Origin of the sequence: Streptomyces sp. CB00455 (assembly GCF_001905445.1) — a bacterium.
Lineage (GTDB): Bacteria > Actinomycetota > Actinomycetes > Streptomycetales > Streptomycetaceae > Streptomyces.
This window is the reverse complement of record NZ_LIVQ01000003.1, coordinates 445205-460524: the sequence shown is the minus strand read 5'-3', so window position 1 is coordinate 460524 and position 15320 is coordinate 445205. Positions and strand designations below refer to the sequence as shown.

General features: G+C 71.9%; 11 protein-coding genes. 7 read left to right on the top strand and 4 right to left on the bottom strand.

Going from position 1 to position 15320, the window contains the following annotated elements; translation table 11 throughout:
• Positions 1–23: 23 nt before the first annotated feature.
• Complete coding sequence (locus AMK16_RS14620) at positions 24–3038, top strand: bifunctional [glutamine synthetase] adenylyltransferase/[glutamine synthetase]-adenylyl-L-tyrosine phosphorylase (protein WP_073914655.1); 3015 nt, start codon at positions 24–26, stop codon at positions 3036–3038.
• 116 nt (positions 3039–3154) lie between these two features.
• On the opposite strand, the gene AMK16_RS14615 is transcribed toward AMK16_RS14620, so the two are convergent.
• The 3 genes from AMK16_RS14615 to AMK16_RS14605 form a co-directional block, all read right to left on the bottom strand.
• A complete protein-coding gene (locus AMK16_RS14615) occupies positions 3155–4042 on the bottom strand; it encodes a phosphatase PAP2 family protein (protein ID WP_073914652.1) in 888 nt (295 codons plus the stop codon).
• Between the two features lie 153 nt (positions 4043–4195).
• Positions 4196–5227: a LacI family DNA-binding transcriptional regulator gene (locus AMK16_RS14610; protein ID WP_107417140.1), complete on the bottom strand. Its 1032-nt coding sequence runs from the start codon at positions 5225–5227 to the stop codon at positions 4196–4198.
• A gap of 25 nt (positions 5228–5252) precedes the next feature.
• Complete coding sequence (locus AMK16_RS14605) at positions 5253–6959, bottom strand: glycoside hydrolase family 13 protein (protein ID WP_073914650.1); 1707 nt, start codon at positions 6957–6959, stop codon at positions 5253–5255.
• A 221-nt stretch (positions 6960–7180) separates the two neighbouring features.
• On the opposite strand from AMK16_RS14605, the gene AMK16_RS14600 reads away from it, so the two are divergent.
• From AMK16_RS14600 to AMK16_RS14580, 5 genes are read left to right on the top strand one after another with little or no spacing between them, the layout of a single operon-like run.
• Positions 7181–8455: an extracellular solute-binding protein gene (locus AMK16_RS14600; protein ID WP_073914647.1), complete on the top strand. Its 1275-nt coding sequence runs from the start codon at positions 7181–7183 to the stop codon at positions 8453–8455.
• Between the two features lie 7 nt (positions 8456–8462).
• Complete coding sequence (locus tag AMK16_RS14595) at positions 8463–9491, top strand: carbohydrate ABC transporter permease (protein WP_073914644.1); 1029 nt, start codon at positions 8463–8465, stop codon at positions 9489–9491.
• Positions 9488–10333 carry a sugar ABC transporter permease gene (locus AMK16_RS14590; RefSeq protein ID WP_073914617.1) on the top strand — a complete coding sequence of 282 codons (846 nt, stop codon included), beginning with the start codon at positions 9488–9490 and terminating at the stop codon, positions 10331–10333. The genes AMK16_RS14595 and AMK16_RS14590 overlap by 4 nt, the downstream gene beginning before the upstream one ends.
• Positions 10334–10378: 45 nt before the next feature.
• Positions 10379–11968, top strand: coding sequence for a glycoside hydrolase family 13 protein (locus AMK16_RS14585; protein WP_073914615.1), 1590 nt, complete (start codon positions 10379–10381; stop codon positions 11966–11968).
• Positions 11956–12966 carry a LacI family DNA-binding transcriptional regulator gene (locus AMK16_RS14580; protein ID WP_242438730.1) on the top strand — a complete coding sequence of 337 codons (1011 nt, stop codon included), beginning with the start codon at positions 11956–11958 and terminating at the stop codon, positions 12964–12966. Before AMK16_RS14585 ends, AMK16_RS14580 begins: the two co-directional genes overlap by 13 nt.
• A gap of 61 nt (positions 12967–13027) precedes the next feature.
• Here the strand turns inward: AMK16_RS14580 and cutA are convergent, their stop codons facing one another.
• Positions 13028–13348, bottom strand: coding sequence for a divalent-cation tolerance protein CutA (gene cutA, locus AMK16_RS14575; RefSeq protein ID WP_073914612.1), 321 nt, complete (start codon positions 13346–13348; stop codon positions 13028–13030).
• A gap of 227 nt (positions 13349–13575) precedes the next feature.
• On the opposite strand from cutA, the gene AMK16_RS14570 reads away from it, so the two are divergent.
• Positions 13576–15300, top strand: coding sequence for a carbohydrate-binding module family 20 domain-containing protein (locus AMK16_RS14570; protein WP_079191509.1), 1725 nt, complete (start codon positions 13576–13578; stop codon positions 15298–15300).
• Positions 15301–15320 lie beyond the last annotated feature (20 nt).

Sequence of the window (15320 nt, the reverse complement as noted above, 5' to 3'; positions counted from 1 at the left end):
CGACAACCGTGGGAGGCGGCGGGATGACGGTCCCGGGACGCAGGAGCAGCACCTTCAGCAGGCTGCTCCGCAGCGGCTTCACCGACCCCTCGGCCGCCGCCCGGCTGCTCGACACCGACGCGCTCGCTTCCGTACGCGCCGATCCCGTGCTCCTCGACGCCCTCGGGGCGACCGCGGACCCCGACCTGGCCCTCCTCGGGCTCGTCCGGCTCGCCGAGGCGCAGCCGGCCGACGAACTGCCCGGGCTCCTCGACACCCTCGTCAGCGCCAAGCCCCTGCGTGACCGCCTGCTCGGCGTGCTCGGCGCCTCCGAGGCCCTCGGGGACCACCTCGCCCGCCACCCCCGCGACTGGCAGGCCCTGGTCACCTACGAGGCCGCCGACCTGCATCCCGGGCTCCCCGAGTTCGAACGCGGCCTGGCCGACGCCCACGACCCGGTGGCGCTGCGCGTCTCCTACCGCCGCTGCCTGCTCTCCATCGCCGCCCGTGACGTCTGCGGGACCATAGACGTCGCCCAGACCGCCGCCGAGCTCGCCGACCTCGCGACCGCCACCCTGCGCGCGGCCCTGCGCATCGCCTCCGCCGCCGCGCCCGAGGACGCCGCCCAGTGCCGGCTCGCCGTCATCGCGATGGGCAAGTGCGGCGGCAACGAGCTCAACTACGTCTCCGACGTCGACGTCATCTTCGTCGCCGACGCCCCGGCCGCGAACCACCACGGCGCGCCCGCGCAGGGCGGCGACGAGGGCCGGGCCGTCCAGGCCGCCACGCGCCTCGCCTCCCACCTCATGCGGATCTGCTCCGAGACCACCGTCGAGGGCACCATCTGGCCCGTCGACGCGAACCTGCGCCCCGAGGGCCGCAACGGCCCGCTCGTACGGACGCTCTCCTCCCACCTCGCCTACTACCAGCGCTGGGCCAAGACCTGGGAGTTCCAGGCCCTCCTCAAGGCCCGCCCCGTCGCCGGGGACCCCGAGCTCGGCGCGCAGTACATCGAGGCCATAGGGCCCCTCGTCTGGCAGGCCGCCGAGCGCGAGAACTTCGTCGCCGACGTGCAGAAGATGCGCCGCCGCGTCGTCGACAACATCCCGGCCGCCCAGGTCGACCGCGAGCTGAAACTCGGACCGGGCGGTCTGCGCGACGTCGAGTTCGCCGTCCAGCTCCTCCAGCTGGTGCACGGCCGCAGCGACGCCACCCTGCACTCCGGCACCACCCTCGACGCCCTGCACGCCCTCGCCGCCGGGGGCTACGTCGGCCGCGCGGACGCCGCCCAGCTGCACGACGCCTACCGCTTCCTGCGCGCGATGGAGCACCGCATCCAGCTCTACCGGCTGCGCCGCACCCATCTCGTCCCCGAGGACGAGGGCGACCTGCGGCGCCTGGGCCGCTCCATGGGGCTGCGCACCGAACCCGTCGCCGAGCTCAACAAGGCCTGGCGCCGGCACGCCTCCGTGGTCCGCCGCCTGCACGAGAAGCTCTTCTACCGGCCGCTGCTCGACGCCGTCGCGCAGCTCGCCCCCGGCGAGACCCGGCTCTCCCCGCGCGCCGCCGGCCAGCGCCTCGAAGCCCTCGGGTACGCCGACCCGGTGGCCGCACTGCGCCACCTCGAAGCCCTCGCCTCCGGAGTGACCCGCAAGGCCGCCATCCAGCGCACCCTGCTGCCGGTCATGCTCGGCTGGTTCGCCGACTCGGCCGACCCGGACGCCGGACTGCTCAACTTCCGCAAGGTCTCCGACGCCCTCGGCAAGACGCCCTGGTACCTGCGCCTGCTGCGCGACGAGGGGGCCGCCGCCGAGAACCTCGCCCGCGTCCTGTCCGCCGGGCGCCTGGCCCCCGACCTGCTGATGCGCGCCCCCGAGGCCGTCGCCCTGCTCGGCGACCCCGAGGGCCTGCAGCCCCGTACCCACGAGGCCCTGCGGCAGGAGGTGCTCGCCGCCGTCGGCCGCGCCGGCAGCCCCGAAGCCGCCGTCGCCGCCGCCCGCGGGGTGCGCCGCCGCGAGCTGTTCCGCACCACCGCGGCCGACATCATCGGCGCCTACGGCACCGAGGACAAACCGGCCGAAGAGGATCACGGGGCCCTCGTCGACCGGGTCGGCGGAGCCGTCTCCGACCTCACCGCAGCGACCATCGCCGGCGCCCTGCGCGCCGCCGTCCACTCCCACTTCGGCGACACCCTGCCCACCCGCTTCGCCGTCATCGGCGTCGGCCGCTTCGGCGGCCACGAGCTGGGCTACGGCTCCGACGCCGATGTGCTGTTCGTCCACGAACCCCGCGAGGGCGTCGACGAACAGATCGCGGCGAAGTCCGCGCAGGCCGTCGTCGCCGAGATGCGCAGGCTGCTCCAGCTGCCCACCGCCGACCCGCCGCTGCTGATCGACGCCGACCTGCGCCCCGAAGGCCGCTCCGGGCCGCTCGTGCGCACGCTGTCCTCGTACGCCGCCTACTACCGGCGCTGGTCCCTGACCTGGGAGAGCCAGTCCCTGCTGCGCGCCGAACCGGTCGCCGGCGACGAGGAGCTCGGCCGCCGCTTCATCGAGCTGATCGACCCCCTGCGCTACCCCGCGGAGGGGCTCGGCGAGGACGCCGCGCGCGAGATCCGCCGGCTCAAGGCCCGCATGGAGTCCGAGCGGATGCCCCGCGGCGCCGATCCGACCCTGCACGCCAAACTCGGCCGCGGCGGCCTCAGCGACGTCGAGTGGACCGTCCAGCTGATCCAGATGCGGCACGCCTGGGCCGAACCGGGGCTGCGCACCACCCGGACGCGCCAGGCCCTGGCCGCCGCCCACGCGGCCGGGCTGATCCCGACCGAGGAGGCGCAGATCCTGGATGAGGCATGGGTCCTGGCGACCCGCGTCCGCAACGCGGTGATGCTGGTCCGCGGCCGCGCCGGGGACACCTTCCCCTCGGAGGCCCGCGAACTCGGCGCGGTCGGCCGCTACCTCGGCTACCCGGAGGGCACGGTCGGCGAAATGCTGGACGACTACCGCCGCATCACCCGGCGCGCCCGCGCAGTGGTGGACGAACTGTTCTACGGGGCGTAGGACCCGGCCTGCGGGGCGGCCGGCCCCGGGAAGGCGAAGACGCCGGGGGCGGCCCCGGCCGCCGGGGGCCCGCCGGGCCGCGCTTGACAAGGGCCCGGGGGTGGGCGGCGGGTGCGCTAGCGGCGGAAGCGGTTGAGCAGCGCCGCCGCCGCCGGGTGCGGGCCCGTGTGCTCGGGGTGGCGCGGCAGCCGGTGCGGGAGCGATCCGTACCAGGACCGCGAGACCGCGTAGCCGAAGGACAGGCAGAGCATGCCGCCCACGGCGTCGAGCCAGAAGTGGTTGGCGGTGGCCACGATGACGACGAGGGTCGCCGTCGGGTAGAGGAGGCCCAGGATCCGCGCCCAGGGGGCGGAGGCGACCGCGAAGACCGTCAGGCCGCACCAGAGCGACCACCCTATGTGCATGGACGGCATGGCGGCGTACTGGTTCGACATGTGCTTGAGGTTCCCGGAGGCCATGGAACCCCAGGTGTGGTGGACCAGCACCGTGTCGACGAAGTTCTGCCCGTTCATCAGCCGGGGCGGCGCGAGCGGGTAGAAGAAGTAGCCGAGCAGGGCCACGCCGGTGGTCGCGAAGAGGATCAGGCGTGTGGCGGCGTAACGCCCGGGATGGAACCGGTAGATCCACACCAGCACGCCGATGGTCACGACGAAGTGGAGCGTGGCGTAGTAGTAGTTCATCCCCACGATCAGCCACGTCACCGAATTGACGCCGTGGTTGACCGACTGCTCGACGGCGATGCCCAGCATCCGCTCGGTGCGCCAGATCCAGTCGGCGTTCGCGAGGGCGGCCGCCTTCTGCTCGGGTACCGCGTTGCGGATCAGCGAGTAGGTCCAGTAGCTGACCGCGATGAGCACGATCTCGAACCAGATCCGCGGCCGCCGCGGCAACCGCAAGCGGGTGAGCAGGGCGCGCTCGGAATCCGGGCGGGCCGCGCTCTCGGTCACGGGGGGTGACGAGACGTCCGTCCGGGTTTCCAGTGTCTTCACGCTCGCTTCACCCATGGGGAGAGAGTCTGCCAGATGCCTTCTCGCCTCCGATCATCCCTCGGGACGGTCTTCGGCGCAGCCGCTCAGCCCTGCGGATGACCCCAGCCCCGGGGGGCCGCGCGGTACCGGACCGCCGGGTCAGACGCCCCCCGGGATCCGCCGGACGGCTCAGGGCCGGCGGCGCTGTCCCGGACCCGAGGCCGTGGAGCCGCGGACCACCAGTTCCGGCAGGAAGACGAATTCGCTGTGCGGGGCCGGCGTACCGCCGATCTCCTCCAGCAGGGTCCGGACGGCCGCCTGCCCCATGGCCTGGACGGGCTGCCGGATGGTGGTGAGCGGCGGATCGGTGAACGCTATGAGAGGGGAGTCGTCGAAACCGACGACCGACACGTCCTGCGGCACCTTCAGGCCCTGCTGCCGGGCGGCGCGGATCGCGCCGAGCGCCATCATGTCGCTGGCACACACCACCGCCGTGCAACCGCGCGCGATGAGCGCGGCCGCGGCGGCCTGACCGCCCTCCAGCGTGTAGAGGGAGTGCTGGACGAGCTCCTCCGTCTCGGCCTCGTCGAGTCCGAGCCGCTCCATCATGCCGAGCCGGAAGCCCTCGATCTTGCGCAGGACCGGTACGAAGCGCTTGGGTCCGACCGCGAGCCCGATCCGGGTGTGCCCCAGGGCCGTCAGGTGGGTGACCGCCAACTGCATCGCGGCCCGGTCGTCGGGCGAGACGAAGGGGGCCTGCACCTTGTCGGAGAACCCGTTGATGAGGACGTACGGGACGCCCTGGCCGCGGAGTTGGTCGTAGCGGCCCATGTCGGCGGTGGTGTCGGCGTGCAGACCGGAGACGAAGATGATGCCGGAGACCCCGCGGTCGACCAGCATCTCGGTCAGTTCGTCCTCGGTGGACCCGCCGGGGGTCTGCGTGGCCAGCACGGGCGTGTACCCCTGCCGGGTCAGCGCCTGTCCGATGACCTGGGCGAGCGCCGGGAAGATGGGGTTGTCCAGCTCGGGGGTTATCAGCCCGACCAGTCCCGCGCTGCGCTGGCGCAGCCGTACGGGCCGTTCGTAGCCCAGCACGTCGAGGGCGGCCAGCACGGATTCACGGGTGCCCGCGGCCACACCGGGCTTGCCGTTGAGCACGCGGCTGACTGTGGCTTCGCTGACCCCCGCCTGGGCTGCGATGTCGGCTAGCCGTGCGGTCACAGGATTGGACTGTACCGGTCGTGGGTCACGTTGCCCACCAGGTGCACGAATCGGCGGGAAGCAGGACCGTGCGGCCGTCCGTCTCCACGGGCGCGCTGGAGAGCACGGGGCGTCCGGGGGAGGGCAGCTCCACTCGTACGGGCCGGGTGTTGACGGTGCAGGCGAAGCCGGGCCGGGTGAAGAGCAGCACGCCCTCCCGCGCGGGCCGCCACCGCATCCCGCAGGGGGCCGCGGCCTCGTCCGCCTCGTCCCCCTCGTCTGCCTCGTCCGTCTCGGCGCCCCCGCCCCCGCCGGGGGCGGCGAGACCCGCCCCCGGTGCACCGAGGCCGGGGATGGCCCGGCGCAGTTCGATGGCGGCGCGGTACAGCTCCAGGGTCGAGTGCGGGTCGCCGGTCTGGGCGGCGACGCTGAGCCCGCCCCAGCCGGCGGGCTGCGGCAGCCAGCTCCCGGCGGGCCCGAAGCCGTACGGGGGCTCCTCGCCGCACCAGGGGATCGGCACCCGGCAGCCGTCGCGCAGCCCGTCCCGGCCGGCGGTGCGGTGGAAGGCCGGGTCCTGGCGCACCTCGTCGGGCAGGTCGAGGACCTCCGGCAGGCCCAGCTCCTCACCCTGGTAGACGTACGCCGAGCCCGGCAGCGCCAGCATCAGCAGGGCGGCCGCCCGGGCCCGGGCCAGGCCCTGCGCCCCGCCCCCGTAGCGCGTCACGTGCCGCACCACGTCGTGGTTGGACAGCACCCACGTCGTCGGCGCACCCACCGAGGCGGTGGCGGCCAGCGACTCGTCGATGACGGTGCGCATGGCCTGCGGGTCCCAGGGACAGTTCAGGAAGCGGAAGTTGAAGGCCTGGTGCATCTCGTCGGGGCGGACGTAGAGGGCGAGCCGCTCGGACGTCGGGGCCCAGGCTTCGGCGACCCCGATGCGCGGGCCCTCGTAGGAATCCAGGAGCCGTCGCCAGGAGCGGTGGATCTCGTGCACCCCGTCCTGGTCGAAGAAGGGGAGGGACTCGGTCCCGATGAGGGTGGCCTGCGCTCCGCGGCCGATGTCGGGCAGGCCCGGGGCCTTGACCATGCCGTGGGCGACGTCGACGCGGAAGCCGTCGACGCCGAGGTCCAGCCAGAAGCGCAGCACGGAGGCGAACTCGGCGGCGACCTCGGGGTGCTCCCAGTCCAGATCGGGCTGCTGGGGGGCGAAGAGGTGCAGGTACCACTCCCCGTCCGGGGTCCGGGTCCAGGCGGGGCCGCCGAACACGGACTCCCAGTCGTTCGGCGGCTCGTCGCCGTCCCTCCCGCGGCCCGGGCGGAAGTGGTAGCGCTCCCGGGCTCCCGGCTCCCCGGCGAGGGCGGCCCGGAACCACGGGTGCCGCTCGGAGGTGTGGTTCGCCACCGCGTCCACGATCACCCGCAGTCCCAGGGCGTGCGCGGCGCGGACCAGCTCGTCGGCGTCGGTGAGGTCGCCGAAGAGCGGATCGACGGCCCGGTAGTCGGCGACGTCGTAGCCGCCGTCCGCCTGGGGGGAGACGTAGAAGGGGGTGAGCCACACGGCGTCGACCCCGAGGCGGGTCAGGTGCGGGAGCCGCTCGCGCACCCCGCGCAGGTCCCCGATGCCGTCGCCGTCGCTGTCGGCGAAGGAGCGCACGTACACCTGGTAGATGACGGCATCGCGCCACCAGCCGTCACGCGCGGCGGCGTTGCTGGAAGCGCTTGCAAGCTGGACGGCCGTCGCCTCGTGGGTCATATCGGGGTCAACGCGAGCACACCTCCCCTGGTTGCGGGCCCGGGCAGTCGAAGGTGACTCGAACTAACAGCAAGCTGCGGCAACCGTCCGGACACACGGATGTAACGATCAGCGGGTCTTGCAGAAAATTGCCGCAAGCTCTTTCGGACTTCTTTCAGGCTTGTTACGTTCCTGGCAACTCGGGACCGCGAGGCGCGGCCGGGATCATCGAAGGAGTTCATATGCGGCGTGGCATAGCGGCCACCGCGCTGGTCGCGACCCTGGCGCTCGCGGCGACGGCTTGCGGCGGTGACACCAAGGACGACGGCCAGGAAACCAAGGCCGGCGGCGAGCTCTCCGGCACGGTCACGTGGTGGGACACCTCGAACGACGCCGAGAAGGCCAGCTTCCAGAAGATCGCCGAGGGCTTCACGGCGAAGCACCCGAAGGTGACCGTCAAGTACGTCAACGTCCCCTACGGCGACGCGCAGAACAAGGTCAAGAACGCCTTCAGCAGCGGTTCCGACGCCCCCGACGTGATCCGCGCCGACGTCGGCTGGGTCGCCGACTTCGCCTCCCTGCAGTACCTCGACGAGGTGCCGGCCGAGACGGCCAAGAAGATCGACGCCGAGTTCCTGCCGCAGGCCGCCGCCAGCGGCAAGTTCGAGGGCAAGACCTACGCCGTCCCGCAGGTCATCGACACGCTCGGCCTCTTCTACAACAAGAAGATGCTCGCCGACGCCGGTGTGCAGCCGCCCGCCACGCTGGAGGAGCTGAAGACCGCCGCGGCCGCCGTCAAGGCCAAGACCGGCAAGGCCGGCCTCTACCTGCGCGGCGACGACTCCTACTGGTTCCTCCCGCTGATCTACGGGGAGGGCGGCGACCTGGTCGACGCCAAGAACAAGACGGTCACCGTCGACAACGCGGCGGGCGTCAAGGCCTTCAAGACCGCGCGCGACCTGGTCACCTCGGGGGCGGCGCTCACCAACGCCACCGACGGCTGGACGAACATGCAGACCGCCTTCAAGTCCGGGGAGGTCGCCATGATGATCAACGGTCCGTGGGCCGTCGCCGACACCTACGCGGGCGACCAGTTCAAGGACAAGGCCAACCTCGGCGTCGCCGCCGTCCCGGCCGGCTCGGTCAAGGCGGGCGCCCCGCAGGGCGGCCACGACCTCGCGGTCTACGCCGGCTCCAAGAACACCGCCGCCGCGCACGCCTTCGTGGACTACATGACCTCCCAGGAGGTCCAGGTGCAGTCCGCCAAGGAGCTGAGCCTGCTCCCCACCCGGACCGCCGCCTACGAGCAGCCGGACGTCAAGGGCAGCGAGATGGTGCAGTTCTTCAAGCCGGCCGTGGACAAGGCCGTCGAGCGCGCCTGGATCCCGGAGAACGGCTCCCTCTTCGAGCCGCTGAAGGTCGAGTACACCAAGGCGATCACCGGGGCCTCCTCCCCGGAGGACGCGGCCAAGTCGGCCGGCGCCGAGTTCCGCAAGATCCTCAAGGGCTGGAAGTAGAGAAACCATGGCTGCTGACACCAGCCAGTCGGTGGCCACGGCCGCGGGCGACGACCTCGGGAACACCGACGTCGCCCGCGGCCGGGGCCGCTGGACTGACAGCGGGAAGCGCGGTGGAACGAGGCGCGCCCTCGCCACCCACTGGTACGCCTGGGCCATGATCGCCCCGGTGGTGCTCGTCCTCGGCGTGATCATCGGCTGGCCGCTGGTCCGGGGCGTCTACCTCTCGCTGACCGACGCGAACGAACGCAACGTCGCCCGCACCATCGGGGCCCGCCACCTCGACGCCACGTACGAGTTTGTCGGGCTCGACAACTACGTGGCGGTGCTGGGCGACCCGGTCTTCCTGCAGCGGCTGGTGTGGACGGTGGTGTGGACCGTCGCCTGCGTGTCCATCACCTTCGCGCTCGGCCTGGTCCTGGCCAACATGCTCAACCGGGACTTCCGCGGCCGCGCCGCCTACCGGATGGCGCTGATCCTGCCCTGGGCCGTTCCCGGCTTCGTCTCCGTCTTCGCCTGGCGGTTCCTCTTCAACCGCGACAACGGCATCCTCAACAAGCTCCTCGACGGCGGGGGCATCTCCGCCGTCCCGTGGCTCGACGACCCGACCTGGGCCAAGCTCTCGGTCATCACCGTCAACGTCTGGCTCGGCGTCCCCTTCATGATGGTCGCCCTGCTCGGCGGACTGCAGTCCATCCCCGGCGAGCTCTACGAAGCCGCCGAGATGGACGGCGCCACCCCCTGGCAGCGCTTCCGCCACATCACCCTGCCCGGGCTGCGCGCGGTGAGCATGACGGTGATCCTGCTCTCCACCATCTGGACCTTCAACATGTTCCCGGTGATCTTCCTGCTCACCCGCGGCGGACCGGGCGACTCCACCGAGATCCTGGTGACGCAGGCCTTCCGCGAGGCCTTCATCACCAGCCCGCGCGACTTCGCCGTCTCGGCGACCTGGGGCGTCCTCATCCTCGCCCTGCTCATGATCTTCGCGCTGGTCTACCGGCGCTCGCTGCGCAAGCAGGGAGAGGTGTGGTGACCGTGACCACGCGCATCCGGGGCCGCCGCGCCCCGCTCGCCTCCGTCGGCCTGCACGCGACGCTGCTCGTCGCGTCCGTCATCGCCGTCTTCCCGGTGCTGTGGATCCTGCTGACCTCGCTCAAGCCGCAGCAGCACGCGATCACCACGGACTTCGTCAAGGAACCCACCCTCGGCAACTACCGCTACCTGCTGGAGTCGAGCCACTTCCTCAGCTGGTTCGGCAACTCGGTCCTGGTCGCCGCCGTCACCACCGTGCTGGGCGTGTTCATCGCCGCCACCACCGGGTACGCGGTCAGCCGCTTCAAGTTCCCCGGCATGAAGCCGCTGATGTGGACCCTGCTCATCACCCAGATGTTCCCGATGGCCATCCTCATCGTCCCGCTCTACAACCTGATGGGAGACCTCGGGCTGCTCAACCAGCCGCTCGGTCTGATCATCACGTACCTCACGATCGCCGTGCCGTTCTGCGCCTGGATGATGAAGGGCTTCTTCGACACCATCCCGGTGGAGATCGACGAATCCGGCCGCGTCGACGGGCTCAACCCCTTCGGCACCTTCTGGCGGCTGATCCTGCCGCTCGCCAAGCCCGGCCTCGCCGTCACCGGCTTCTACGCCTTCATCACCGCCTGGGGCGAAGTCGCCTACGCCTCCGCCTTCATGGTCGGCGACGAGAACCTCACCCTGGCCGGCGGACTGCAGACCTTCGTCACGCAGTACACCTCCAACTGGGGTGCCATGAGCGCCGCCTCGGTCCTCATCGCGATCCCCGCGGCGATCTTCTTCGTTTTCGCCCAGCGTCACCTCGTCGCCGGCATGACGGCGGGCGCCACCAAGGGCTGACCACCCACCCGCCCTCCCGACCGGCCCGATCTCTTCAAGGACGACATGACCCAGCACCTCGCCGACGCACTTCCCACCTCCACCGGCACCCTGCCCGGCTGGTGGAGAGAAGCGGTGATCTACCAGGTCTATCCGCGCAGTTTCGCCGACTCCAACGGGGACGGCATGGGGGACCTCGAAGGCATCCGCAGCCGCCTGCCCTACCTCAGGGACCTCGGGGTCGACGCCGTCTGGCTCAGCCCCTTCTACGCCTCCCCGCAGGCCGACGCCGGCTACGACGTCGCCGACTACCGGGCCATCGACCCGATGTTCGGCACCCTGCACGACGCCGACGCGGTGATCCGCGAAGCCCACGCCCTGGGTCTGCGCATCATCGTCGACCTCGTCCCCAACCACTGCTCCGACCAGCACGAGTGGTTCAAGCAGGCGCTGCGCGAAGGCCCCGGCAGCCCCCTGCGCGAGCGATTCCACTTCCGCGCCGGGCAGGGCGCGAACGGCGAACTGCCGCCCAACGACTGGGAGTCCATCTTCGGCGGTCCCGCCTGGACCCGGACCCCGGACGGTGAGTGGTACCTGCACCTCTTCGCCTCCGAGCAGCCCGACTTCAACTGGGAACACCCCGCCGTCCAGGACGAGTTCCGCTCCATCCTGCGCTTCTGGCTCGACCTCGGCGCCGACGGCTTCCGCATCGACGTCGCCCACGGCCTGGTCAAGGCCCCCGGCCTGCCGGACCTCGGCCGCGGCGAGCAGCTCAAGCTCCTCGGCAACCAGGTGCTGCCCTTCTTCGACCAGGACGGCGTCCACGAGATCTACCGCTCCTGGCGGCGGGTCCTCGACGAGTACGCGGGAGACCGCATCGGCGTCGCCGAGGCGTGGACGCCGAGCGCGGACCGCACCGCCCTCTACCTGCGCCCCGACGAGCTGCACCAGGCCTTCAACTTCCACTACCTGAACACCGGCTGGGACGCCGAGGCCCTGCGCGCCACCATCGACGAGTCGCTCGACTCGATGCGGCCCGTCGGCGCCCCCACCACCTGGGTGCTGTCCAACCACGACGTGGTCCGTCACCGCACCCGCTTCGGCACCCTGGAGAAGGCCCGCGCCGCCGCGCTGCTGATGCTGGCCCTACCCGGGTCGGCGTACGTCTACCAGGGCGAGGAGCTCGGCCTCCCGGAGGTGGTGGACCTCCCGGACGAGGTGCGCCAGGACCCCTCCTTCTTCAAGGCGAACGGCCAGGACGGGCTCCGCGACGGCTGTCGCGTACCGATCCCGTGGAGCGGCGACCAGGCCCCGTACGGCTTCGGGACCGGCGGCAGCTGGCTCCCGCAGCCCGTCGAATGGGCCGGGCTCAGCGTGGAGGCGCAGACCGGCGACCCCCAGTCCACGCTGGAGCTGTACCGCTCCGCGCTGCGGGTGCGGCGCGCGCACCCGGCGCTGGGCGCGGGCGACGGCGTCGAGTGGCTGCCCACCCCGGCCGGCGTACTGGCCTTCCGGCGCGGAGACTTCGTCTGCACCGTGAACACCACGGACGAGCCGGTACGGCTGCCCGCGCCGGGCACGGTGCTGCTGGCGAGCGGTGACCTCGCCGACCCCGATGTCCTTCCGGCGGACACCACGGTGTGGTGGCAGGGGTGACTTCCCCGCTGAGGCTGACGGACATCGCCGCGCAGGCCCAGGTCAGCGAGGCGACCGTCAGTCGCGTGCTCAACGGCAAACCGGGCGTGGCGGCCGGCACCCGGCACAGGGTGCTGGCCGCGCTCGACCTGCTGGGCTACGAGCGGCCCGTACGGCTCAAACGGCGCAGCAACGGGCTGGTCGGGCTGCTGATCCCGGAGCTCACCAACCCGATCTTCCCGGCGTTCGCGCAGGTCATAGAGCAGGCGTTGGCCGGGCACGGCTACACGCCGGTGCTGTGCACGCAGACTCCGGGCGGGGCCACCGAGGACGAACTGGTGGAACAGCTGGAGGAGCGCGGTGTCACCGGGATCGTGTTCCTGTCGGGCCTGCACGCCGACGCCCACGCGGACCCCGCGCGCTACCAGCGACTGGCGGCGCGCGGGGTGCCGTTCGTTCTGATCAACGGCTTCAACGAGCAGGTGAACGCCCCGTTCATCTCCCCGGACGACCGGGCGGCGGCGGACATGGCCGTACGGCACCTGCAGGACCTGGGGCACCGCAGGATCGGGCTCGCGATCGGGCCGACGCGGTACGTGCCGTCGGCCCGCAAGGAGCAGGGGTTCCGCGCGGCGCTGCCGGAGGCGGAGGCGGACGGGCTGATCCAGTGCACGCTCTTCACGGTGGAGGGCGGACACGCGGCCGGCATGGCCCTGTTGGACCGCGGCTGCACGGGCATCGTGTGCGGCAGCGATCCGATGGCGCTGGGCGTCATCCGGGCGGCCCGCGAGCGGGGTCTGCGGGTGCCGCAGGACGTGTCGGTGGTCGGCTTCGACGACTCCCCGCTGATCGCGTTCACGGATCCGCCGCTGACGACGGTGCGCCAGCCGGTACGCGCGATGGCGACGGCTGCGGTGGGCGCCCTGCTGGAGGCGGTGTCGGGCACCCCGGTCCAGCGCACGGAGTACGTCTTCCAGCCGGAACTGGTGGTGCGGGGGTCCACGGCGCAGGTGCCCTAGTGCTGTGCCCCGGAAGGGTTTGCCGGGCGCCGCGACCCGGTGGACCCTTCCGGTCGCAGCACTAGCGGGTCTCCTCGGCGACCCAGGCCATGTAGGCGTCCGAGCCGCCGTCCACCGCCAGGACGATCCACTCGGGTACGTCGTAGGCGTGCTGCTGCGCGACCCACGCGCTGAGCGCGGGAAGCCGGTCCCGGGTCGTCTTGCAGGAGACGCGCCACTCGGTCGCCGTCTCGACGGTCCCCTTCCACCGGTAGACGGCGGTCGAAGGGGCGTCGACGTGCGCACAGGCGGCCAGTCGGGCCTCCACCGCGCCCCGCGCCAGCTCCTTCGCCGCGTGTTCGTTGTCGACGGACGTCTGCGCGATCACGATGTCGCTCGCCATGACGGCCTCCTGCGGTGTCGGTGGTCGGTGTACTGCGTGGACCTTACGGCCGTTCCCGCGCGGGCGCCGCCGGCCGCGGACCGAGTCGTCCGGGGTGCGCCGGCGTCGCGGCGGGGACACGCGGTCGGAAACAAATCTGCAATCTCTTGCGCAAGGCCTTGCACCACTTCCGGGTGGCCCCTACGGTCGCGAGCAATCCCCACCTCTGCCCGCCAGGAGGAATCCGCATGCCCCCCACCGTCAGAACCCTCAGAGCCCTGGTGACCGCCGTCGCGCTCGCCGCCGCCACGCTCACCGGGCAGGCGCCGCAGGCGCAGGCCGCGCCCCCGGGGGAGCGGGACGTCACCGCCGTGCTCTTCGAGTGGAAGTTCGAGTCCGTGGGGCGGGCCTGCGCCGACAGCCTCGGGGCCGCCGGCTACGGCTACGTCCAGGTGTCGCCGCCGCAGGAGCACGTGCAGGGCGGGCAGTGGTGGACCTCGTACCAGCCCGTCAGCTACAAGATCGCCGGCCGGCTGGGCGACCGTGCCGCCTTCAAGGCCATGGTCGAAACCTGTCACGCCGCCGGGGTCAAGGTCGTCGTCGACTCCGTCATCAACCACATGGCCGGTCCGGCGGACGCCGGCGCCACCTTCACCGGCACCGGGGGATCTTCGTATACGAAGTACAGCTATCCGGGGCTCTATTCGGGTGCCGACATGGACGACTGCCGGGCCTCGATCTCGAATTATCAGGACCGGGGCAACGTCCAGAACTGCGAACTCGTGCAGCTCGCCGACCTGGACACCGGCGAGGACTACGTACGGGGCCGCATCGCCGGGTACCTCAACGACCTGCTGTCCCTGGGCGTCGACGGCTTCCGGATCGACGGCGCCAAGCACATGCCGGCCGCCGACCTCGCGAACATCAAGTCCCGCCTGACCAGCCCGGGGGCCTACTGGAAGCAGGAGGCGATCCACGGCGCCGGCGAGGCCGTCTCGCCGAGCGAGTACCTCGGCAACGGCGACGTACAGGAGTTCCGGTACGCGCGCGACCTCAAGCGGATGTTCCTGAACGAGGACCTCGCGCACCTGAAGAACTTCGGCGAGGCGTGGGGGTACATGCCGAGCGGCTCCTCGGCCGTCTTCGTCGACAACCACGACACCGAGCGCGGCGGCGACACCCTCACCCACAAGGACGGCGCCGCCTACACCCTCGCCCACGTCTTCATGCTGGCCTGGCCCTACGGGTCGCCGGACGTGCACTCCGGCTACGAGTGGACCGACAAGGACGCCGGTCCGCCGAACGGGGGCGCCGTGAAAGCCTGTTACGCCGACGGCTGGACGTGCCAGCACGCCTGGCGGGAGATCTCCTCCATGGTCGCCTTCCGCAACGCCGCCCGCGGCCAGGCCGTCACCGACTGGTGGGACAACGGCGGCGACCAGATCGCCTTCGGGCGGGGCGCCAAGGCGTACGTGGCCGTCAACCACGAGGGCGCCGCGCTGACGCGGACCTTCCAGACCTCGCTGGCGGCGGGCGACTACTGCGACGTGCAGAGCGGCCGCACGGTGCGCGTCGACTCCGGCGGCCGCTTCACCGCCACCCTCGGCGCCGACACCGCCGTGGCCCTGCACGTCAACGCCCGCACCTGCTCCGGCGCCCCCACCCCGCCGCCCGCGTCCGCCCCCGGCGTCTCCTTCGCCGTCAACGCCACCACCGTCCCCGGCCAGAACATCTACGTCACCGGGGACCGCGCCGAGCTCGGCAACTGGAACCCCGCCGGCGCACTGAAGCTCGACCCGGCGGCCTACCCCGTCTGGAAGCTCGACGTCAGCCTTCCGGCGGGCACCGCCTTCGCGTACAAGTACGTCCGCAAGGACGCCGCCGGCAACGTCACCTGGGAGAGCGGGCCCGACCGCACCGCCACCGTCCCCGCGAACGGCAAGGTCACGCCGGCCGACACCTGGCGCAACTGACCTCCCCTCCCGCCACCGAC